The sequence below is a fragment of the Halomonas sp. N3-2A genome, assembly GCF_002216165.1.
GTDB lineage: Bacteria > Pseudomonadota > Gammaproteobacteria > Pseudomonadales > Halomonadaceae > Vreelandella.
This window is the reverse complement of record NZ_CP022286.1, coordinates 267069-289851: the sequence shown is the minus strand read 5'-3', so window position 1 is coordinate 289851 and position 22783 is coordinate 267069. Positions and strand designations below refer to the sequence as shown.

Annotated in this window: 13 protein-coding genes and 1 pseudogene; 1 reads left to right on the top strand and 13 read right to left on the bottom strand. The window is 46.8% G+C overall.

Annotated elements, in window-relative coordinates:
- Positions 1-47: 47 nt before the first annotated feature.
- The 3 genes from cysN to CEK60_RS01260 all read right to left on the bottom strand — a co-directional run bounded on the left by cysN (position 48) and on the right by CEK60_RS01260 (position 3807).
- Entirely contained in the window at positions 48-1952 is a 1905-nt protein-coding gene (gene cysN, locus CEK60_RS01270; RefSeq protein WP_089037476.1) for a sulfate adenylyltransferase subunit CysN, read from the bottom strand.
- Complete coding sequence (gene cysD, locus CEK60_RS01265; protein ID WP_038485914.1) at positions 1952-2854, bottom strand: sulfate adenylyltransferase subunit CysD; 903 nt, start codon at positions 2852-2854, stop codon at positions 1952-1954. Before cysD ends, cysN begins: the two co-directional genes overlap by 1 nt.
- Positions 2855-2982: 128 nt before the next feature.
- The gene (locus CEK60_RS01260; RefSeq protein ID WP_157697972.1) at positions 2983-3807 is read right to left on the bottom strand and encodes a helix-turn-helix domain-containing protein; all 825 of its coding nucleotides are present in this window, start codon (positions 3805-3807) and stop codon (positions 2983-2985) included.
- Positions 3808-3946: 139 nt separating this feature from the next.
- Here CEK60_RS01260 and CEK60_RS01255 point away from each other — a divergent pair, with 139 nt between their 5' ends.
- A complete protein-coding gene (locus CEK60_RS01255; protein WP_089037474.1) occupies positions 3947-5674 on the top strand; it encodes an SLC13 family permease in 1728 nt (575 codons plus the stop codon).
- A gap of 555 nt (positions 5675-6229) precedes the next feature.
- Here the strand turns inward: CEK60_RS01255 and CEK60_RS01250 are convergent.
- From CEK60_RS01250 to CEK60_RS01205, 10 genes and pseudogenes are all read right to left on the bottom strand, one after another.
- Positions 6230-7090, bottom strand: a complete 861-nt coding sequence (locus CEK60_RS01250) for a hypothetical protein (protein ID WP_089037473.1) — start codon at positions 7088-7090, stop codon at positions 6230-6232.
- Between the two features lie 42 nt (positions 7091-7132).
- On the bottom strand, positions 7133-7951 hold the full coding sequence (locus CEK60_RS01245; protein ID WP_089037472.1) for a polysaccharide pyruvyl transferase family protein: 819 nt from the start codon (positions 7949-7951) through the stop codon (positions 7133-7135).
- 7 nt (positions 7952-7958) lie between these two features.
- On the bottom strand, positions 7959-9131 hold the full coding sequence (locus tag CEK60_RS01240; RefSeq protein WP_089037471.1) for a hypothetical protein: 1173 nt from the start codon (positions 9129-9131) through the stop codon (positions 7959-7961).
- A gap of 23 nt (positions 9132-9154) precedes the next feature.
- Positions 9155-14455 carry a glycosyltransferase gene (locus CEK60_RS01235; RefSeq protein ID WP_089037470.1) on the bottom strand — a complete coding sequence of 1767 codons (5301 nt, stop codon included), beginning with the start codon at positions 14453-14455 and terminating at the stop codon, positions 9155-9157.
- A gap of 154 nt (positions 14456-14609) precedes the next feature.
- Entirely contained in the window at positions 14610-15572 is a 963-nt protein-coding gene (locus CEK60_RS01230; protein ID WP_089037469.1) for a sulfotransferase family 2 domain-containing protein, read from the bottom strand.
- 261 nt (positions 15573-15833) lie between these two features.
- Positions 15834-17582 carry an FkbM family methyltransferase gene (locus CEK60_RS01225; protein WP_089037468.1) on the bottom strand — a complete coding sequence of 583 codons (1749 nt, stop codon included), beginning with the start codon at positions 17580-17582 and terminating at the stop codon, positions 15834-15836.
- Between the two features lie 41 nt (positions 17583-17623).
- Positions 17624-19045 carry a phosphomannomutase gene (locus tag CEK60_RS01220; protein WP_089037467.1) on the bottom strand — a complete coding sequence of 474 codons (1422 nt, stop codon included), beginning with the start codon at positions 19043-19045 and terminating at the stop codon, positions 17624-17626.
- A 2-nt stretch (positions 19046-19047) separates the two neighbouring features.
- Positions 19048-20481 (bottom strand): mannose-1-phosphate guanylyltransferase/mannose-6-phosphate isomerase, encoded by a 1434-nt coding sequence (locus CEK60_RS01215; RefSeq protein ID WP_089037466.1) that lies wholly within the window; start codon positions 20479-20481, stop codon positions 19048-19050.
- Positions 20482-20625: 144 nt separating this feature from the next.
- A pseudogene (locus CEK60_RS01210) lies at positions 20626-21611 on the bottom strand (IS30 family transposase).
- A 222-nt stretch (positions 21612-21833) separates the two neighbouring features.
- Positions 21834-22772, bottom strand: coding sequence for a hypothetical protein (locus CEK60_RS01205; RefSeq protein WP_089037465.1), 939 nt, complete (start codon positions 22770-22772; stop codon positions 21834-21836).
- Positions 22773-22783: the final 11 nt, after the last annotated feature.

Genomic DNA, 22783 nt, shown 5'->3' with positions numbered 1-22783 from the left:
GGCTTATCAGTATTTACATTACGTGTTTAGCCTACACTAAGTGGAGATCAGCTAATCAAACCAAGCTCACGCAGTGCCTTAATCACACTATCGGCCGCTTCCTCGGCACTCATCTCTGAGGTTTTCAGATGAATATCTGGCGACTCAGGTGCTTCATACGTTGAATCAATGCCGGTGAAGTTTTTCAGCTCACCGCGACGGGCCTTTTTATACAGCCCCTTAGGATCCCGGGCCTCCACTACATCAAGCGGCGCATCTACAAAAATCTCGATGAACTCACCTGCTTCCAGCAAATCACGCGCCAATTGACGCTCGCTGCGGAAAGGCGAAATAAACGCGGACATAACGATCAACCCAGCATCAACCATCAGCTTGGCGGTTTCCGCTACGCGACGCACGTTTTCAACACGATCAGCATCGGTAAAGCCTAAGTCACGGTTTAAACCATGACGCACGTTATCGCCGTCCAGTAAGTAGGTATGCTGGCCCTGGGTAAATAGCTTCTTCTCAACCAGATTAGCGATCGTTGATTTGCCAGCACCCGAAAGGCCGGTAAACCATAGAACCGCCGGCTTCTGGCTCTTCGCCAACGCACGTGCCTGCTTATCAATATCCACGTGTTGCATATGAATATTCTGGCTACGACGAAGGGCAAAATGCAGCATACCTGCACCCACCGTGTTATTCGTCATACGGTCAATCAGGATGAAGCCACCGGTATCGTGGTTATCTTGATAAGCATCAAAAGCAACCGCACGGTTGAGGCTAATCGTGCAGATACCAATGCCATTCAAATCAAGCTGCTTGCCAGCCGTGTGTTCCAGCGTATTAACGTTAACCTGATATTTAATATCGGTAACGGTCGCTGACACCATTTGGGTGCCTAGTTTCATTAGGTAGGGGCGACCCGGCAGCAGCGGTGCCTCATGCATCCACACCAATGTTGTTTCGAACTGATCAGCCGTATGAGCAGGCTGCTCTACGCCGGAGATGACATCGCCCCGAGAGATATCAATTTCATCGTCCAGCAGCAGCGTTACAGACTGGCCTGCCACCGCCTCGTCCAAGTCACCATCAAAGGTGTAGATGCGTGACACCGTGCTGGTCTTACCAGAAGGCTGAACACGAATCTGATCGCCAGGGCGAACAACACCGCTTGATACCATGCCACTGAAACCACGGAAATCCAGGTTAGGACGGTTTACCCACTGCACGGGCATCCGGAAAGGTGAACGCTGCAAATGCTCAGCATCTAGCTCTACGGTTTCCAAATAGCCCATCAGCGTAGTGCCGTGATACCAAGGCATGTGCGGGCTTGGCTCAATAACGTTATCGCCTTTCAACGCCGACATGGGGATAAACGTAATATTTTCCAAACCGAGCTGTTTGGCAAACGTACGGTACTCTTCAACGATTTGGTCGAAACGCGCTTTAGAGTAATCCACCAAGTCCATTTTATTGATGGCAACGACGACATGCCGCATGCCCATCAAAGACATTAAAAAACTGTGGCGGCGCGTCTGCGTCAAGATGCCGTGGCGCGCATCAACCATCAAAATAGCAGCGTCTGCCGTGGAAGCACCGGTCACCATGTTACGGGTGTACTGCTCATGCCCAGGCGTATCAGCAACGATAAACTTGCGCTTTTCGGTGGAAAAAAAGCGATACGCGACATCGATAGTGATGCCTTGCTCGCGCTCTGCTGCCAAGCCATCAACCAGCAGCGCGAAATCCATATCGCCGCCTTGAGTACCGAACTTTTTAGAGTCAGCTTCAATAGCAGCCAGCTGATCTTCAAAAAGCAGTTTGGATTCAAACAGCAAGCGGCCAATCAGGGTGCTTTTACCGTCATCAACGCTGCCACAGGTAATAAAACGCAGCAGGCCTTTATGCTCGTGGGCCTTCAGGTAACCTTCGATGTCTTCAGCAATGAGTTCAGATGAATGCGACATTAGAAGTAACCCTCTTGCTTTTTCTTCTCCATGGAGGCAGCGCTATCGTGATCAATCACACGCCCCTGACGTTCTGACGTCTTGGTCAACAGCATTTCTTGAATGATGGCCGGAAGCGTATCGGCTTCAGACTCCACCGCCCCAGTGAGGGGGTAGCACCCAAGCGTGCGGAAACGAACCTTGCGCATCATCGGCACTTCACCCGACTCCAGCGGCATGCGTTCATCGTCCACCATAATCAACGCACCATCGCGCTCAACCACTGGGCGCTCTGCCGAGTAGTAAAGCGGAACAATGGGAATATTCTGCAGATGGATATACTGCCAGATATCCAGTTCGGTCCAGTTAGAGATAGGGAACACACGAATAGACTCTTTAGGGTTCTTACGCGTGTTGTACAGCTTCCACAGTTCAGGACGCTGATTTTTCGGGTCCCAACGGTGCTGAGCAGAACGGAAAGAGAACACGCGCTCTTTGGCACGAGACTTCTCTTCATCACGACGAGCACCACCAAAGGCCGCATCGAACCCGTACTTATCAAGCGCTTGCTTCAAGCCTTCGGTTTTCATCACATCGGTGTGAATTGCCGAGCCGTGGGTAAACGGATTGATGTCTTTCTCGATCCCTTCCGGATTGATATGCACCAGAAGATCCATACCAATCTCTTCGGCCATTTTATCGCGGAATTCATACATCGCGCGGAACTTCCAACGCGTGTCTACGTGCAAGAGCGGGAACGGCGGTGGTCCAGGCGCAAACGCCTTACGTGCCAAGTGCAGCATAACCGCAGAATCTTTACCGACGGAATACAGCATGACTGGATTTTCAGCCTCGGCGACCACTTCGCGCATAATCTGAATACTTTCTGCTTCCAGACGCTGCAGATGGGTGAGTGATGTCATCATCTATCCCAATGTTATATGAAAAAATCGTTCTCAAGTGGCCACTCAGGCGCTGACTCAAAAACCCTTAACTTCAGCAATTTACGCAACTAACGCGGCCCTATTAACACAGCACTATTAACACAGCCCTATATGGGAAGCGTAAAATCAGCAGGCACTGGCACTAGCCAAAACGCAGGCTTCCGCGCTAACCAGTCAGTCACTTCTGGGCTTGCTGAAAACAAAGCCCCATGAAATACCAGGGCAGCAGCACCGGATGAATTTAATGCATCAAATACCGCTAGGTAATCTTGCGCTTCAGGCGGCTTTTTAAAGCAACGCATTAATAACCGCCCCCTGGGACCATGCAAATAAATCTGGTACACGGAACCAGATGGATGAGCCACCCGCCGAACACCACCTTGCCAACGTTGGTCCGCATCTTTCAGCTTGGTAAAAACGGGAGCCACCGCGCTGCGAAACCAACGCCCTTCTTGGGAACGCTGCTTTGCTAAGTGGCTATTTGCTAAGTGGCTATTTGTTAAGTACTCAAGTTTCCAAGGCTTATGCTTCAGTCCTTGCGCTTCCCACCAGTGCTCAATCGCCCGCTGGGATAGCACAACGCCGTGGTGCGTACTAAGCCATTCAGCCAAACCAGCACTGCTCCAACCTGGTGCTGGGTGCAATAAAGGGGGCAATAAACTATTGTGTGGCTCCTGATAAAGTGCCTGCCACAAAAGCGCCTGGACATCTGCCCCAAGGACGTTAGCCTGACCTTTTAACCGCCCACGGGGCTTGACGGGTACCGCCGCCCACCCGCCTTCACGAAAGGCCTTCCAAGCAGCCGAAACGGTCGGCGCGGAAAGCCCTGTTTGCTGGCTGGTTACCGCAACGGTATGGCCGTCTAAACGAAGTTTAACCGCCTGTTTACGGCGTTCATTTAGCAATTCAGGCGATAAATGTTTAATGGCCAATATTAATTACAAACCTTTGATTAAAAACATTTTATAAACAACATATAACGCTATCGTTGGCAATTATTAGACACCATCATAAAAGCCCGCGTAGAATCCAGCAAGTTTCTAACGTGAAGTATGTTTTGTAAGGATTAACATGATCCCATGGGCCGTTTTGTTATCAATTGCTGTATTGCTGATAGTGTTAATTAGTGGAAAAGTTAAGCCTGCGATTGCCTTCGTCACGCTTGCAGGACTGTTTTTGCTGTGTGGGTTTGTTGATACCAGTACGTTGCTAATGCAATACACCAACCCCGCTTTAGCGACGCTACTCTTACTACTATTAGTATCGCTTGCGTTAGAGCGTTCGCCTCTGCTGGACTGGCTTTCCCGCCACCTGCTTAAAGGCCATCCCCGCTTAGCCACAGCTCGGCTGATGGGCAGCACCGCAGTGCTTTCCGCATTTTTAAACAACACCGCGGTCGTAGCGGCCTTTTTAGGGGCTATCTCACGCCAGCAACGTATTGCACCTTCACGGCTATTAATCCCACTTTCCTATGCCTCAATTTTAGGAGGCATCACTACGCTGGTAGGCACGTCCACCAATTTGGTGGTGAACTCATTTAATCTTAGCGCCAGCGGTAATGAACTAGGCATGTTTCAATTCAGTTTAGTGGGGGTGCCTGTCGCATTAATTACGCTATGCATACTGCTATGGCGGGCGAATGCCTTACCTCACCATCGCCTGGAAGACACCGACGAAAAGCTCTCCTACTTCCTTGCAGCAGATGTAGAAGCCGACTCACCAATGATTGGCAAGAGTATTGAAGAAAACGGTTTAAGAAGCCTAAACGGGCTGTATCTACTAGAAATTGAACGCCAAGGCCGCCTAATCAGCCCCGTTGCGCCAGATGAACGCCTTCAAGCGGCCGATACACTCGTGTTTACCGGAGAAGTAAGCAAAGTTCAGGCGCTACAGCGCTTTCCCGGGCTCAATCTATTTGGCCACCAAGCCGATAACCTGCTCGCCACCAATTTGGTAGAAGTGGTTATTTCCCACGAATCAGAGCTTTCCAGCAAAACACTACAGGATGTCGATTTCCGCAGTATGTTTAGTGCAGGAGTTGTCGGCATACGCCGTGGCGGGAAACGCCTAGAGGGGCAGCTTGGTAAAATCCCCCTGCGGGTGGGCGACTGTTTGCTCCTGGCCGTGAGTGCTGACTTTCGTCAACACCGCAATATAGACCGTAACTTTCATCTGCTTAGCGGCAGTTTCACTCGCCCGCAGCTCACGCGAAAAGAGAGCATCATCACGCTAGGTGGGTTTGCAACGGTTATCGCACTGGCAACGGCCAACTTACTGCCGCTGTTTCATGGCTTGCTACTGTTACTGGGCGGCCTATTGCTACTAAAAGTAATTAGCTTGGCAGAATTACGCCGCCGCTTTCCGTTTGAACTTTGGCTGATTATTGGCTCAGCCTTAGGGATAGCCCAAGCGTTAGAAAACTCAGGAGCTGCCGCCGTTCTGGCAGGGGGAATGCAGTGGATGTTCAGTGGTTACGGCATTTACGCTGCCTTTATTGGCTGCTATCTACTCACACTACTGCTAACCGAAACCGTCACCAATAACGCCGCTGCCGCCCTAGCCTTCCCTATTGCCTGGAGCACTGCCCAAGCCTTTGGTGCCGACCCCTTGCCATTTGTGATGGCAGTTGCCTACGGTGCCAGCGCCTGCTTTTTAATTCCCTTCGGCTATCAGACCCACTTGATGGTGTATTCACCGGGGCGCTATAAGATTACTGATTTCTTCAAGATTGGTTTACCCGTCAGCATCACTTACTCAGCCGCAGTCTTAGTGATTACCCCGATGGTGTTTCCTTTCTAAAGAGAGGGTCAGTAGAGGCTGGTTTAAGAAATTCAGCATTTATATTGACACCACAACCCTACAGGTTTCCGAGAGGAGACGTTTGCTTTGTAAATACACTGACCTTTTTACCAAGGTCACATGATATAAAACAACTGGAGTACTACCACAGGTCAAAAGCAGGTCATAGTGCCCAGCAGAAATCAGTTTCCCGATTCCGACTTTCGCAAAGCATCAGCAATACAGAATCTCCACTGCCAAACCCAACACTAGACGGAGCGTGATTTCATCATGTACGTATGCAATCGCAATAGAGTATCTGAAGATACAACCCACCCCTCACGAAGAGGGCAGGTGATTTTTAATCTCTAAACGAGGCTGCAATAAAAAGATGCTTTCTGATTAAAAGAAAAGCCGATTTTTAACAACAACCACATCTCAGCGGACTTATTCATACCTCTCTCAATCGCTTGCAATATCTTTTCAATTACCAACACATTAGAAAAACAATTTACTATTAAAAACCCACGCCTTAATTTAAAAATAAAAGAATATAAAAAAATACCATCAAAAAATCTAACTTAAAAATCTAATTTTTTCAGACGCCTTGCAACTTGAAATTATTTCCATTAAATCAACTTCATAATTTTTATTAAGCTGAATTCTTTGCTCATCAGAGAGCAAACATGGCTTCTTAAACTCCCCACCATTAAGGTCTTTTCTTATAAATGAGTGTAGCTTTTTCACCTCATCTTTATCGAGCATTTTATTACCAAGAAGTGCAAGCTTAAACTGTTTATCAGAATAAGAGAGATTGAGACTCTTATCCGGAGACTTCTTTAGCTCAGCACCTACAAAATCCTCAAAGCAATTCATATATCGATTGCTATCACCTTTAAAAAATCCATAATCAGTAACTATAACTTCATTAACGCAGTCAATGGCAGCCATGTCTTTTATCAGCGATGAAAAAGAAAGCTCTTTCACATCAGTTTTCTGAAGAAAATTTGAAAAATCTGTGGCATATCCATTTTTAATTTTTTGCAAATACATAGATTCAATCCAATCAGAGTGCTCTCTAACTGTTAAAAACAATTTAAATCTTGCATTTTGAAAAACCTCGGAAAGTCTTTTAATATTATCTACACCGTTAGGATAAAACCTATTCTCTTTCCAAGAGTAAAAAGCGCCCAGAATGTTTTCTTCTGAAATGACAAGTCTTTTATTCTCACCAAGAACCTCCTTCACAAACTTCAAGCCATCTTTTTCAGAGCATTCACCGCTCTTCCTCTCAATTAAAGGCCTTGTTATAGTTTTATATATTTTCGACCGAGAATAGTATTGAATATCGTCATTTTCTAATAAATTAATATCCAGTTTTTTTTGTAAATAAGTAGTTCCGGTTTTATGAAAACCAAGATGCAGATGAATCAACATCACAGATACCTTTTATAAAAAAATTAAAAATATAAACATACACTATTTTTCGGAAGATTCAAACATTACACGCTCTATCAAATCAATTTGTTTTTTCTTTAAACGTTCGATAAAACCATATCCAGGCTGAGGAGAGTCAATTATTTTTTGCACAAAATCCACCTCACTATTAATTTCATCAAGATATTCCCTTCTCACATCTAAGCCCAACGACGAATAATAATCCATGAATTTAAAATCCCCCCCTATGACCTCATCTGTCAAATAAAAGGGTTTGACTGGAATTCCATATGAATGACAAAAAACACAACCATGTAAGCTCGTTGATGCTACAGAGCTGTACTTAGAAAGTTGTTTCACAAAACCCTCTGGTTCTAAATAATTATCAATTATCAGACTCTCAAAGTGAGGAAAATTCTTCAAAAATTTATCACGATCCACTTTATGGACAATAAAACCAAGCGGCTTTTTATCGTTACATGGAAGTGGATATAAATTAGACAACAGCAATCCAGGATCGCCGATCACGGGCACATCAATACCTGCATCACGCAATATGAGAGCCTTTGTTAAAAAACCTCTTACACCATGTATTTTAATTCTATTGTGATACTTTCTCGGATTAGAATTTATCAACCCTCCTCCTATCACATTCACTGGCTTAGATGCAAGAACTTGCAACAATGACCCGACGATTGCGAAAGTAGCTTCATCAACGAAATCTATATCTCGAATTCCCAACTTTTTATAATTACTACTTCCTAGCAACTTGTCTGCAATCAAATATCCCATTTTATCGCCAAGATTACCGGCAGGATGATTTTTCGCAGTTATATGTGCATACACTTTACTATTAGGCATGAAAACCTCATTTAAAATAAATTTTTGAAGACTTCAAACGAATTGAATTTATATTATCAGCTCTAATAAAGCAGACCACTTCAAAATAGTCACCTTTATTACCTCCAACTATTAGAAACGAGCCTTTTCTTTCCTTAGAATAATTTTTTTTCTCTTTAAAAACACCATTACAATATAAATAGAAAGAGGCAGCCATGCCATCATCAAAATTGATACCGCCTTGAATTATATCAAACATTATCGCTTTTTTACTTTCATTGTAATGAGCGAAATCGTGATGTTTATTCGCCCCATTTACAATAGCCTGCGCATACTCTTTCCCACTGCTGGTTTGAGAAAGTTGAATTACAGACTCTTCATTAGAGAGTGTAGTCTTAGAAATCAGCTCGGTGGTACACCAACTCTTATTTTGTGAAGATAAATTAGAACCACGTCTAAAGTAAATAAACCCAGGATCTACCTTAGACAATGAAAAAAGCTCTATTCCATAAGATTTTTTAAATTTATCGATAGACTTCAAATCAATCACATCAGGTATAGACCAAGGACTCCAAGAACAAATCTTACTCCAACATTCTGAATAGTAAAACTTATTACCACAAACAGCCCTATCCAATTCAACCTTATTAAGCTCTACTTCACCACTAAAATCATTAACTTTAGCTATATAAGTTGAAAAAACACCACCGGCTACTAAAGAGTTTTTGCTGGAAATTTTACTTAGGCAAATACCTAACCTCAAAAGATTTGCCAAATGATCGCTCAACCACACATCATCATCATCAATAGCGACCCTTAAAAAACCACTATATTTTTCATAATTAATATTGGCTTTATCAAAAAGCTTGTTTCTATATCCTGATGTTCTATTCGGGTTTTTCACTAGATCAACATGATCACCAGAGCCCCAAAGATATCCACCTTCAGGATGACTGTATAGCACAACCTCCACAAACTTTATCTTTCTTTCAAAAATAAATTTCCGCAATCTATCAATCAGTTCCTTTTTATCATCAGAAACATACAACAAATGCTTATAATCAAAATTATCAACATTAATATTATTAATTGAAAGCAAGCACAACTTCATCCTCTCAAAGTACAGATTTATCTTTTCAACATCTGTCTCCACATCACAAAATATAGTTTCTGCAACAACCAAGTATTTATTTATTTCCATGACAATAACGTATCTCTATTATTTTAAAATTCATTCAACATATTTCTTGCTATAACATTTATATCAAAATTCAATTTAGCAAAACGAACATTACTTTCTTTAGGAGAAGCGCCTGACTTTATACCTTCAGCAGCTATTTTGGGGTTCGAGTAGACCCATTCTTTAGGATATATCTCATCTGCACCATCCCATGGTAAAATTATAGGCGTACAGCCTGAAGCAGCACCATCAGCAATAGTAAAATGAAAGCTTTCAAAGTCACTGGTGGAAAGTGCAAAATTTATACCGGCGTACCATTCAGCCATATCATTTCCATGGGGGTCGAAGATCACCGCCCCCTTAAGCAAAGGATCCTCCTCTAAACGGCGATATTGTACTTCGTACCAAGCCATCTCTTCAGGACGATTCGCCATCCAAGGATACTCTTCGGGACGCTTACCTTTGATACGTAGCGTATAACCCGTATCTTCTTTACGAAGTTCACGGAGTATATCCAGAGCAAGATCAAAACGTTTACGCTGCGGTACTATGCCTACGAAGCCAAGCACTTTATTATTTGTTAACTTACGCTTTACAGATTGTAATCCCTCTATATCTACGCCATTGTAAATTACGACTCCGTTTTTTTTAAGCACGGCATTTTTATTAACACCTTGTCTTAAAATATGTGGGCCGACGAACATCACAGTATCAAATGCTTCAAAGGGGATTTTTGAGAACAGGGCATGATCAATTTCTTGTAGATGTAACCGTCCCACAAGCTTCTGCCCTTCACGCTTGTTCTTGGCATACCAAATAGCGTTACCTAGAGTCCACTCACAGAACACAGTATCGGCTTGGCGCACCAAGCGCTTACTAGCCGTTTCGTTATGCTGGTTATGACCAGTCCAGAAATCTAGCAATAGGCGCATCCCTGCTTTCGTGAAGTAGGGATAAAACGGCTTAATAAACTTGAGATCATGCCCTGCGATCACAACGGTTTTCTTGGGCGGCACATTGGGAGGCTGGGCATGCACCTGAGGGGGTTTGCGAAGCGCCAAGGTCGGCTTACGCGACACCCATTCCTGAAGCTGGGAAAGCGCCATTTCCGTATCTGGGCGCAGTAGCTGCAATGTCGTATCGATAGAAGAGTTTTCCACCGCCACGCCCGGCCAGCCGCCCTCCTCAAGCACTGTATGTCGGCTGAAAGCAATACGCTTATGGGGGGCGTAAAAGGTTGGCCAGATCAAGTCTTCAAGGTCTTCCGCTTCCAATCCTTCCAAGGCACGCGGATTAGCTAACAACCAAAGCGTTCCCGCTGCCGCACGTTCGCCATCTGGCGCTGCACAACGAATGCCTTCTGCTTCGAGCTGGGCACGGGTACCTACCTGCCATTCGCGACTCACAATACATGCAGGGCGAACCGTTTGCGCTAGTACACGCTGCGCGCTAGCAGGAGTCATTTCAAATGTATAAATAGAGTACGCCGGTGGTTCAGGGGCTTGGATAACCATACCGGCGGTGCGCAGCATTTGGGTCAGACGAAGTTCGGTGGTATGGGCACGCATAACTGCACGGGCGCCTTGTAACGCCACGCGCCAGCGGTACGCCGAGTAATGCATTAGGTTTTCAAGCGCCTGGGCAGCATCGCTTTCGGTGCGAACCACATGGCCCGCTCCTTCCAAATAACGGTTCATGCCCAACGCCGGGCCAGAAATCATCGGCGAGCCGCAGGCAGCGGTTTCCACAACACGGCGCGAAAACATCGTTGGGGAGTCCAGCACCGAGTTGACGTTAATTTGCACCGGATGAGCTTTGTAAGCCTGGATCATCTCTTCATAGCTGAGGCTACCTGCCACATAGCTGCCCAAGCCACCGGGGTATTTGTAGGGCGATGCGGGGTCATCGTGCTGGCGATCATAAAGCGTTAGGCCCAAGGGAGCCGCTGCGCTCATGATCTTGTCCATGTACTCGGTGCGCTCGGGGTAGCGCTTACCATAATAGGTACCGCCATAAGCGGCCGTTGGCTGCCATTCACGGCTAGACGGCAGCAGGTTATGGATCTTCGGTGAGGCATAGAACGGCGCGCTGCTTGCGGTTTGAGTGAACGCCCCAGGTGTGGACAGATAGGGAACTATTCGACGACTATCCGTCGTGAATACATGGTCACACTTAGCGGCGGTCGCGCGGAAGCGGTTAAAGTGGACTGGGTCTTCCTTGTTCCAGAACAGAGACGGGATCCCCTTGCGACGACAATGCGCCAACAAGGCATCAAGCGCGGCAAACTCATGGTCGCTGTAATGCCCTACTTGACGGAACCACTGCCAGTCATTGCCCTTCCAAGCGGATTCAACAAACAGCGCATCGATCGGTTGTTCTTTAATCTGCTCACGCCAGTTATTCGGCGAAAGCGGCACGACTTTGACAGCGCTTGCCAGAGTATCAGTAGTAAAGGTATCGCCTATCAATCCCAGAGTCAGCTGCGCAAGGGTTTTAGCTTCGGGCTCTTGCGCCTGCTGGCATGAAGCCAGCGACTCACGCAACTGCTGCAAGCTACGCGCATAAATGCTAGTCACGTGATTCCAAGTACGCTCGCGGTCAATCCAGGTACGAGCCGCCTTACCCAAACGTTCACGCTCTGCGGGGTTGTTGATTAACGCTTCAAGCGCATCGCATAACGCCGCCGCGTTGTCTTTTTCAAACAACCGTGCACGTTCGCCACCTGGGCCTGCCATTACCTGATGGGGCGACACATCGGAAAGCACCACCGCCTTACCCATTGCCATAGCTTCAAGCGGTTTGAGTGCCGATACCATTTCAGTAACCGCTGAGGAAAGCCGCGGTATCGGCATAATATCCATGCACGACAAATAACCGGGCACCTGTTCAAACGCTACCCGACCGGTAAAGCGGCAGTTCTTTTCAATTCCTAACGTTTTGGCGGTGGCTTTAACGGTATCAATTACCTTACCATCGCCTACCAGCACAAAGACAAACTCCTGCCCCCGAGCCTTCAGTTTGGCTAACGCTTCCAGCAGCAGTTCCAGCCCCTCATAGGCGACAGCACTGCCCGCATAACCGATAACCGGTACGCCCTCAGGTAGCGCTAATTGGCGCGCCACATCAATATCGGCGGGCCTGGGGGTAAAGCGCTCGGCATTCACAGCGTTAGGCACAACCGTAATGCGCTCACGAGCAACGCCCCAGCTGACCAGTTCGTCAGCCAGCTCTTCGGTCAGAGTAATGACAAGATCCGCTTCAAGAGCAGCCTGCTGCTCCAGTTCGCGCATGAGTTGGTAACGCTCAGAACCAGCCCATTCAGGCTGGGTCGATGCTTGTGTTACTTCCCATAAACCGCGTACTTCGTATACAAACGGCAAGCCCAGGCGGCGCGCCGCCATTAAGGCAGGTAGTGCAGTAATATGGTTAGAGGCTGCCACGATGATTTCCGCACCACTGGTTTGCGCTTCACGCAGGTAGTGGTCGGCAGCTTCGGCTAGGTAGAAATCCAGCGGCGCTTTGGCAATATTCCAGCCGGCACACGCCGCATAGGCCACGCCATCGACCGTGGCTTCATGGTAACCACGGGTCAACCCTCTAGCGCCACCATCCCACGGAAAGCCAGGACGCGTCGTCGCCCGAACGTTCCAGCCAGACTCTTGCAAGCCCACCGCAATACCGTGCGAGCGAGTCGAATAACCGTTAGTGGCATGGGGAACTGACTGATGTAAGCAGTATAAGACACGCCGACGGCGGCTCATCAGCCCGGCATTGGGCTGGCGAGGAGGCAACGTTACGCCCCCTTTCAAGCGCGCCAAGCCCGCCACAAAAGCTTCAAAGTCGCGTTTGGGTTTATCGAACTTTACACCCCGCGCCTGCAAATTTTGCAACGCTTTCAGTGTATCGGTCAGGCGGCCTTCTTTATAAAACCAACGGCTGGCAGTGGGGTAATCAACCTGAGCAAAGGCATCAGCACTTTGCTGAACACTGCATAAAGCCGGTTTATCAAGCTCTATGGGTTTCTGACGAATGCTTTCCTGGCTAATTTTTTCCTGACGAACGCTTGCCTGAATAACGTTTTCGAGTGCCTCCGCCATTCCCTGGGTTGAGCGGCTAAACGTCAATACATCGCGGTTTAGTACTTGAAGGGAACCGCTTTTCTGCACCTCAGGAGATGGCTCTTCCAGTGAGCATTCCAAGGCTGCCGCTAGCAATTCAGCATTATCAGCCTCGGCAAAGCTAACGCCTTTGACCACCGGGCAAGCACTCTGCAATGCCGGAAGCTTCGACATCACCAACCGCTTGCCGTAGGCCAGCGCTTCCGCCGCTTTAATAGGCGGCACCAACCGGCATACCGGATAGTTCTTACGCGGAATAGCAACACAATCAATCAACGCATAATAATCAGCCACCTGCTGATGGGGAACACGCCCTACCTGAATTAACCAAGGCCTGTCAGCATCCTGCTCGTGGGTACTCATCACATGAGTTAGCGGCTGGTCATCCCCCACCAGCAGCAGTTTAAGAGGGACACCTTTCTTGACCAATATCTCACAGGCTTGCAGCAGTACATCCAGCCCTTCATAAGCATTGAAGCTACCGATATAGCCAATCACATGGTCGGCAGCCTGAATACCCAAGCGTTGCTGCAATTGCGGGTCGGTAGATTTTAGATCAGGCAGCTCGCGAATGCCATTCGGCACAATCCTAATACGCTCGGACTGCACACCACGCTTCACCAGCTCAGCCTTCATCGGGTCATTCAGCGTAAAGACTTGACAAGCCTTCCGTGCAACAAAACTATCCCGCTCGGCTTCTTCCTTAAACCTTTTCGTTTGAGCATAGCCTGGCTCACGGGCATCTTCGGAAAGCTCCCAAAAACCTCGGACTTCGTTACAAAATGGCAGACCCAACCGTTTGGCTGCCACCCAGGCAGGTAGCGCGACAATCCAATTAGAGGCGGCCAACACCACAGAGGGACGGTACACCCGAAAAAGCTCAATAAAGCGCTCAACACTGGCATTAAAATTAGCACGCGCCCCTTGAGGCACCACACGATAAGGCCACCGCGAGTGAATATACTTAACGCCATTGACGACCACTTCAGGGGCCATATCACTCGCCGAGTGAAATTCCCACGGGCGCCCTGGGCGCAAGAAACATAGCACTTCCAGCCCTTGCTGGCTCAGTGCTTCCGCAACCCCTTGGGTGCGAATCGCGTAGCCATTATTGGCGTAACTTTGGCCGTGGCTAACCACATAGGCCACACGCTTAGCAATGGGTTGAAAAACAGAAGTCAGAGGTTGCGACGCAATTTGTTCCGCGTGCTTAATCAGGTCATCCATGCAATACCTGGCCGGTAAAGTGAAAATTTATTAACAACAACAAAGCAATAAGCTGAATTGCTAGGCGCTGCCACATCATACGCAGAGAAAGGAAAGCCCGCACGCAAGCGGGCAGATATCGATGTCCGTTTGACGACACGGAGCAACAAGAAGTTCAGCGAGAGGGCTCCGTAACGCGTTGCGGCCTAAGCGGAAACCACTGCCCTGTTGCGGCAACCCGGCATTGCACCGTATCGCCCGGCAATAGCTTAATGGGTAGGTGGAAACCCACGTATCCACCACGGGGTGGCAGCAAGCGACTCAACTCTTTGCGCAGCTCGACCGCTCGCAGGGTGGTGGTATGCTCGTCATTCACCCACAGTTCAATATCTACTGGCTCATCATTTCCATTCGCCCACCACGCCCAACCGCTGATACGTGCTGTATTAGCTTCAACAAGACGCGCATGCGCCCACGGCTGGTTCAGTTTAAACATGGCATAGCGCGCGTCAAATAACGCACATGCATGCTTATAAAGCATAATGTCTCGTTTATTCAGCCGCGTGAGTTCATCAATGTCGTCTTGATCCAGCTTATGCTCAGCCAGCGGAATACGCTTACCTAGATTGTCTTTACGCTCAACGATATCGGTTGCAAAGCTATCATTTAATATTTCCAAGCTTTCCGTGTAACGCTCGGTTAAACCCAGCAAGCCAATCGCTTCAGGGTTCACCCCATTCAGGGCTCGTCGCTGACGATTAACCATCGCCGGAGATGAATAGAACTCTTTGAAGCCCCCTTTGTAATCCATATTTCTGACAAAATGGCCATATTCAGACGCAATTCGCTGCAGCGGTTCGCGTAGAAAGGTAATCGTACGTCCTACGCCGATTAAAGAAACGAACCGAGCGACAGGCACATGCCCACAGATCATAGCGGGGTTATTTGCTAAGAACGCCTTATTGAACTGCCAAAAATCTGGCTGATCGACATGCAAAGACTCTTTGACGAGCGGAGACGTGGTTTTAGAGTTTGCACCATAGTCATAAACAATTCGTTCCTTCGAAAAGTACGCTTCCGCGCCCAGTCGAAAGCTAGTCCCAGCAGTTTTAGGTATATGTAGAAAAAAAAATGGCATTAATTACATCTCTGTTATTTCGTAAGCGAACTACTAACCACACCGATGCGGGGTCATAATGATAAAAGTAAAACCAAAAACCGACCCCACCCCAGCTCCGTCATTCCCGAGAGGGGTTATCGGGAATCCAATTTGACCTTCCCCACTGAAGCCCGTTCACCTAAACCAACATGGATTCCCGCTAAGGGCACGCAGGAATGACGGAATGGTAGGACACTCGGGAATCCATACTCAAAGGGAAGCACAGTTCCTAGCAGGCCATCAACCTCTCTCTTCAGGCAAGGAGAAGTCTAAACCTAGCGCTTTTTCAGGATGCATACCCTGACGCAATAAAGATGAGGCCGTATCAAAAAAATCAGCAGACATTGCATTAGCTATGCTAAGTTCTTTCAAATAATTTTCTTGCCTATTACGTGGCAGGATGTTTGAAGCAGGGGGCAGCCATTTTATTTCAATATCGTTTTTAATAGCCATGTCATGCAATGCATTACGATACGAAGCGTTGGACAATTTTTCAGCATAAAGAACACTGCCTAGAGGTAGCCCTTCGAACAACACCCACAACGATGAGACATCAGCTTCAATATCAGCGAGAAACTGGCCTCTTAACAATATCAGTGTTGGCGTTTTTATTTTTTTTATCAGGTTCACGCAGGCAGACTCAAGACATTGAGAGTCTTTAACCAAATATTTCTCGAAACTTTTATCACTTATACATTCTGAAAAATTATTTTCAAGCTTAGCACTTAAACCAAACCCGCCACAACGACCAATAACATACTTCTTATCAAACTCAAAGTCTTTTCCTTCTAATAGATTTAAAAAATCCGAATTCCCGCCTATATGGACAAAGCTTTCAAACTTGGCAGCATAACCCAGAAGAGAAATTTCAACATCTTCAGAACCCAAATTTAAGCCATACAACCAATTAAAAACCGCAGCATGTTTACTAGGCAAGCCTAAAGCATTCTTTACAGCTGACTCTGGGCGATAACCAATAACGGGATGCTTAACAAAAACTCCAACTGCTATTTTTTTATCGGGCATATTTTTTTCACGAACAAATCCTTTTATTTCAACTTTCTCGGCTTCTTCATTTATGGTAAAGGATGCAACTCCATCAGATGAATACCAAGCCTCGTCAATTTTTTTTCCATTTTCCATTAAGTAAAAGGCGTACTCAACATCATCTGTAAAAAACCTATCATCTTTTTTTGACCATACCTTTACCAGATTACCGCTTATTTCATAATCTAAGGTCAGCGCACTTTTAATAGTTTTATTAACAGGCCACCTTTCCAACTGACTCTCAATGAGACAGGCACTAGCGTACTCCAAAGAAGACTTAACAAATAACGGGCTAGCAAAGTTACTAATATTGGTAAAATAATGATCATGACCCGCCACAAAAAAGCGGAAATAACCTAACCCTTCCAACTCATGGTCAATATTATCACCTGCATAATGTTCAATCTGAATAAATGCGGGTGAAGCAAGTAGCACTTCCTTAGCGCCGCGAATAACATTTAGCTCATGTCCTTCTACATCTATCTTCAAGCCTAAAATTTTTCCCTTCAAGCTCACCAAAGAGTCAATAGTTACTGATTCAACATCTTTTGTATCTTTAAATATCTTCGGATCATGAATCGAAGAATCGACTACGCTATTAACACCTGACATTGGCAAATGGGTACCAAATCTCAAAACACCGATTTTATCTGAGACAGGTGAGTTGCTAGCTATTAGCTTATCGCTCAAACTGTTTAAAAGTGCATTTCTTTTCAACTGCTCATAAGCGTCATTATCAGGTTCAAATGCATAAACTTTTTCAACTGAGTCAGACAGGGTGGAAAGCAAGCTATACACCCCGACATTTGCACCGATATCAAGAACAGCCTCGGCTTGCGCAAACTCTAGAAAGCTCAAGAAAAGAAAGGGCTGAAGCGGCTCTTGCTTAAGCGTCATTTTATAACGATCACCAGAAGCATCAGACCATAAAAAAAAATTCATACAGCCCTCTTTTATTTTTACAGGTTGGTTTAGCCGATATTTTATTTTCTGGCTTTTTGCAATACATTGACAACCATCGCTTCTGCTTCTTTTTGTGTGTTTGCTTCAGCATAACAACGCAGTTCAGGCGCATTGCCTGAAGGGCGAAAATGTAATATATCACCATTATCGAAAGTAACACGCAGCCCATCGGTCGTATCCACTTTGATGATGGCGTGCTTGAAACCAAGCGCTTGCTGCATGACGGCTAGATTTTCTTGCCATTGAGCCAGCAAAAATTTGCTTCGATCTGTAGGAAAGTTCTTTAAACGATCACTGGCCGTATAGCGTTTCGGAATTTCTTCTGCCAAGGCAGAAAGCGCTTTTCCGTTTCGGGCTGAAGCCACCATCAAGGTTAATGCCGGCAGCAAAGCATCACGTGTTGGCAATGCATCCAAACGCTTCTCTTTCTCTATCAACGCAGTACCGAGAAGAAAGCCACCATTAGCCTCAAAACCTGCCACACGGCTATATTTACCAGCAAGGCACTCCATTGCTGAAAGAACATAAGGAGAGCCTATACGGGTTCGCTCTATCTGGTCAAAAACACCACACGTTTCTATAGCTGTATTGCAACTGACAGGAACAGCCAATGCCTCAATGCCGAGTTCACGAGCACACAGAAGACCGACGATATCACCACGCAGCCAGTTCCCTTGTTCATCAGCCATCAGAGGGCGGTCACCATCGCCGTCTGTGGTAAGCAGTGCATCCAATTGATATTGCCTTGCCCAGTCTCTACCTTTGATACGGTCTTCACTGCTAACAGCTTCAGTATCTATCGGTACAAACTGCTCGCTGCGCCCTAGAACCACGACCTCAGCACCCAGTGCCTTCAACACCGCTTGGTTAAGATCACGCCCCGCAGCTGAGTGTTGATAAAGTCCGATCCTTAAGCCATTAAGCGGTTGTCCTGAAAACCATTCACTGTAACGAGAAAGATAACGACGGTTGGCAGCCTCATTTTCTGGTTCACGCTCTATGATGCCCAGCATGGGGAGTTCTTCGGCCACCTGCATGATAGCTTGTTCATCTGCCTTGGTGATTTCCCCCTCAGGTCGATAGAATTTGATACCGTTCCGATCAAAAGGAATGTGGCTACCGGTGATCATAATAGCAGGCACACCATCTGCCATCGCCTGAAGCGCTAGCGCGGGCGTTGGCAGCACACCATAATCAGACACTTCAATATCCAGCGCTCTGGCCGTCGCACTGCAAGCCGCTGCCATGCCAGGGCTGCTTGGGCGGCGATCCAGTCCGATAGCTACCTGGCTAACTTCGCCATGCTCACGCATTACAGATAAAAAAGCGGCTGTAAAAGCCGCACAAACATCATTATCAAACTGCTCTACTAATCCCCTTGCCCCGCTGGTGCCAAATGCAATGCCACTCTGTTCTATAACATCTTTGATGACTTTTGCCATTATCAGCACCGACCGTAATTATCTTCAAAACGGACGATATCATCTTCGCCCAGATAATCACCACTTTGGACTTCAATCATTACCAATTGCATGATGCCCGGGTTTTCCAGGCGATGTTGATGCCCTGCAGGAATATAAGTTGATTCATTGGTACGCAGCAAAATTTCTTGGTCGCCATTCACGACTTTCGCCGTTCCTCTCACAACAATCCAATGTTCGCTACGGTGGTGGTGCATTTGCAGAGACAAGGACGCGCCCGGTTTGACCTCAATGCGTTTCATCTTGAAACCTTCACCTTCTTCCAACACCGTATAAGTGCCCCATGGCCGGTGAACAGTCACGTGATGCTGATGAAGCTCATTTCCATTAGCTTTTAAACGCTGAACAATTTTTTTGACATCTTGGCTTCGGTCCTTATGGGCAACTAACAAGGCATCAGCGGTGTCCACAATCACTAGATCCTCAACGCCTACCGCTGCTGTTAATCGGTCCGGACTGCGGATATATATATTGTGGCAACCTTCAAGCTCCGCAGACCCCACTACACGATTGCCTGCCTCGTCGGACTCGGTGAGATCTGACATGGCTTGCCAGGAACCAATATCGCTCCAGCCCAGGTCACAGGGCACCACTGCTACCCGCTCGGACTTCTCCATTAAGGCATAGTCGATGGAATCATCAACCACTTGACCAAAGGTTTCAGGCATTAACCGGGTAACCGTGTGCCCTTTTCCCTCGCTGTGACTAGATGCCCCCAGCGCAACCCTCACAATCTGAACAAGTTCAGGGGCATGAATGTTCAGCTCATCCATCAAGGTACCCACGCGGAAGCAAAACATACCGGAATTCCAGAGGTGCAGCCCTCCTTCCAGATACTGCTCCGCTAATTCAAGGCTTGGCTTCTCAACAAAACGCGCCACATCAAGTACCTGGTTCGAGGCTACATTGTCACCCACGGATACTTCAATATACCCAAACCCGGTTTCTGCATGAGTTGGTTTAATGCCGAAAGTCACTAATTTTCCTTCCGATGCTGCTTCCGCAGCTAAAGCAACCGCTTCATTGAAGGCTTCTTCATTTTTCACCAAATGATCGGCTGGTAAGACGAGGATCAACGCATCGTCGCCATAGCGCTCTTTAAGCTCCACAGCAGCCGCGCAGATAGCCGGTGCCGTATTACGCCCAAAAGGTTCCAGCAGATAATGAAGCGGTATAGAAGGCGAAAGTTCGCGGTACTCATCCTCTGTGCGGAAGAATAACTCGCGATTAGTGACTGTAGTAACACTCTCTATATTACTTGCCCCTTTGCCACGCAGAAAAGTTTTTTGAAGTAGCGACAGTCCGTCTTCCATCTTGATGAAAGGCTTAGGATTTGCTTCACGTGAAACGGGCCATAGGCGAGAGCCTGCACCACCTGCAATAATTAAAATATTCATAAAGCTCCAAATTAAAAATTCTAAAAAAACTTAACCCTGCAAAATAAAACTAAAGAAAGAGAATACAAACACCTCTTAATTTAAAACATTATTTATCATTTTATTATAAGCGAAGTACGGCGGCCTCAAGTTCTAAGTGCAACGCTATCGACGAACACTCGGTCCGTTAACGGATTTCTTGAGCACCTCGGCGTAGACTTCTAACGGCGCGCGCCAGTGCAGTGTCTTGCACGGTCGTGTATTCAGTGAGTCGGCGATCTCGTCGAGCTCTCTCTGGCTGTAGACTTACAGGCCCTTCGGCAGGTAGTGCCTCAACAGCCCATTGGTGTTTTCATTGCCCCCCCCCTCTGCCATGGGCTATGCAGGTCCGCAAAGTACTCGCTTTATGGATGATCTCGGCATGCTTCACCATCTCTTTGCCCTGATCATAGGTCATGGACAAGCGCAAAGAGCGCGGCACCTCATTGAGCTTGTCACTGAAGTCAACAGCCGCTGCTGTGGCTGTGGTGCCATCCACTTTCGCCAAGATCGACAGACGCGTCGTTCGCTCTACCAACGTACCGACGGCAGAGCGGTTGTTGTTGGAACCCATAATGGGTTCTCCCTCCCAATGGCTAGGTATCAGGCGGTCTTAGATCTCAGGAGACCGCAGATGGATGCTGATCAAGCCGGGAATCTATTGTCGCCTATCCTTGCCACGGCTGCGAGGGCGTCGTCACCTTTCCTCTGAAGCAAACAGGCAATCAACTCCTTCTTGAGCAAGCCGCGTGGCAGGAGGTAAAGCGCGTTGTAGATAGCTTCGTGTTAGACATGTTGTAGATAGCTTCGTGTTAGACATAGTGGTGAGTGTAATTAGGGAACATACGCTTCTGTGTGTGTGCTATTTGCTTTGGTGGCCAGTACTTGCGAGCAGGTGGGCCACCAGCTCGAAAAGCTCACTATCGAGCTTCAGCTTCGGGCAACGGAGAGGCTGGCGTCATACGCTTTGTCAGCGCCTAACAGTATGGGGCACCAGTTCTCTGGGCGCGCATCCCAGCTGACGGGCGATAGCGCTAATCGAGTGGTTACCCAGCATCAGCATCATGCGCAGCGCGGACTTCAGCAGAAAGATGGCGATAACAGTGAGTAATGGCAATACCCTACCTGATAGATTAGGTGTTGCACATGGTCATTGAGCCCGCCTTTTCAACATCGCCAACATAAAAAAGTTATCGTTAAAAAAAAACGACTAAAACTTTTCCTTACTGGCCTTTAACAAAAAAAACACTACTCAACCTTCTAAAATTAAGACTATCAGCTCTCACCCTTACCTTTAACTAGTCGCGAAATACAAACCTAAAACAACATCAGGATCAATAAGAATCAATGTAGTCAGGCAAAGAAAACCCAAGATCCGAACAAAGGACATCAAGCTCTTCTTTAAGCAATCTTGACACTTGCCTGTCTAGCACTTTTTTCTTTTTAGAATTAAAATTTATTGAACCATTATTACCAACAAGTTGGTTCACTTTTGTAATCCGCGTCTTACTCTTCCATGCTTCTGGAAATTTTTCCTTGGCAACAAATAGCAAATCGTGCAAAGACGAATAGGGATCTCTAACTAAGTCTTCATACCTAACAACATCATCAAATACATTTCTCTCCTGTAATGCTAGACGATAAAATCTCTTAACATTACTGATTTGCTTTTTTAAATAATCCATATCTGAAGCATTTGGATCAGCCTCAGCCCTATAGTCATCCTTACGAAAGGTACGCGAGTAGGCAATATCAAATGGATTACGCATCAGGAGTATAAGATGATGCCCCCCCATCTCTTTGACATACCTTGTCGGTGTGTCTGAGCGGAGATGCATGATATTAATCGGCACTATATCAGGCTGCTTCTTTTTTATTCCTCGTGAGGGGAAGTAGCTAACCAGATCAAATAACATCATCCGCTCTTTCTCGGAAAGCTCACCTTCTCGGCATAGCCGCATTAACTCTGGCGGATAGTAAACCTCTTTGATTAGATCAAAATTGCCTATTAAAGAGAGCATTTCACCTAGGAAATGACAACCGGATGAACCACAACTAATCACATATAATGCTTTATGCTTTTCTTCGTAACGCTTCTCCAAATCTTCTTTTAAACGGGCTTGCAGGCTATCATCATCAAACTCTTTGACCACTGCACGTGCTTTTACAAGTTTTTCACGGTTACGACGATGAAATACCGTATCCTCGGGCCAAAACGTATCAGGCATTAAGATATAGTGCTTAAGAATGTCGTCAAAACTATTTAACTTCATTTTATTCACCA

Bases quoted from the DNA above. Each gene is read 5' to 3' on its own strand.
- cysN (WP_089037476.1), bottom strand. From the start codon at position 1,952: ATGTCGCATTCATCTGAACTCATTGCTGAAGACATCGAAGGTTACCTG.
- cysD (WP_038485914.1), bottom strand. From the start codon at position 2,854: ATGACATCACTCACCCATCTGCAGCGTCTGGAAGCAGAAAGTATTCAG.
- CEK60_RS01255 (WP_089037474.1), top strand. From the start codon at position 3,947: ATGATCCCATGGGCCGTTTTGTTATCAATTGCTGTATTGCTGATAGTG.
- CEK60_RS01250 (WP_089037473.1), bottom strand. From the start codon at position 7,090: ATGTTGATTCATCTGCATCTTGGTTTTCATAAAACCGGAACTACTTAT.
- CEK60_RS01245 (WP_089037472.1), bottom strand. From the start codon at position 7,951: ATGCCTAATAGTAAAGTGTATGCACATATAACTGCGAAAAATCATCCT.
- CEK60_RS01240 (WP_089037471.1), bottom strand. From the start codon at position 9,131: ATGGAAATAAATAAATACTTGGTTGTTGCAGAAACTATATTTTGTGAT.
- CEK60_RS01235 (WP_089037470.1), bottom strand. From the start codon at position 14,455: ATGGATGACCTGATTAAGCACGCGGAACAAATTGCGTCGCAACCTCTG.
- CEK60_RS01230 (WP_089037469.1), bottom strand. From the start codon at position 15,572: ATGCCATTTTTTTTTCTACATATACCTAAAACTGCTGGGACTAGCTTT.
- CEK60_RS01225 (WP_089037468.1), bottom strand. From the start codon at position 17,582: ATGAATTTTTTTTTATGGTCTGATGCTTCTGGTGATCGTTATAAAATG.
- CEK60_RS01220 (WP_089037467.1), bottom strand. From the start codon at position 19,045: ATGGCAAAAGTCATCAAAGATGTTATAGAACAGAGTGGCATTGCATTT.
- CEK60_RS01215 (WP_089037466.1), bottom strand. From the start codon at position 20,481: ATGAATATTTTAATTATTGCAGGTGGTGCAGGCTCTCGCCTATGGCCC.
- CEK60_RS01205 (WP_089037465.1), bottom strand. From the start codon at position 22,772: ATGAAGTTAAATAGTTTTGACGACATTCTTAAGCACTATATCTTAATG.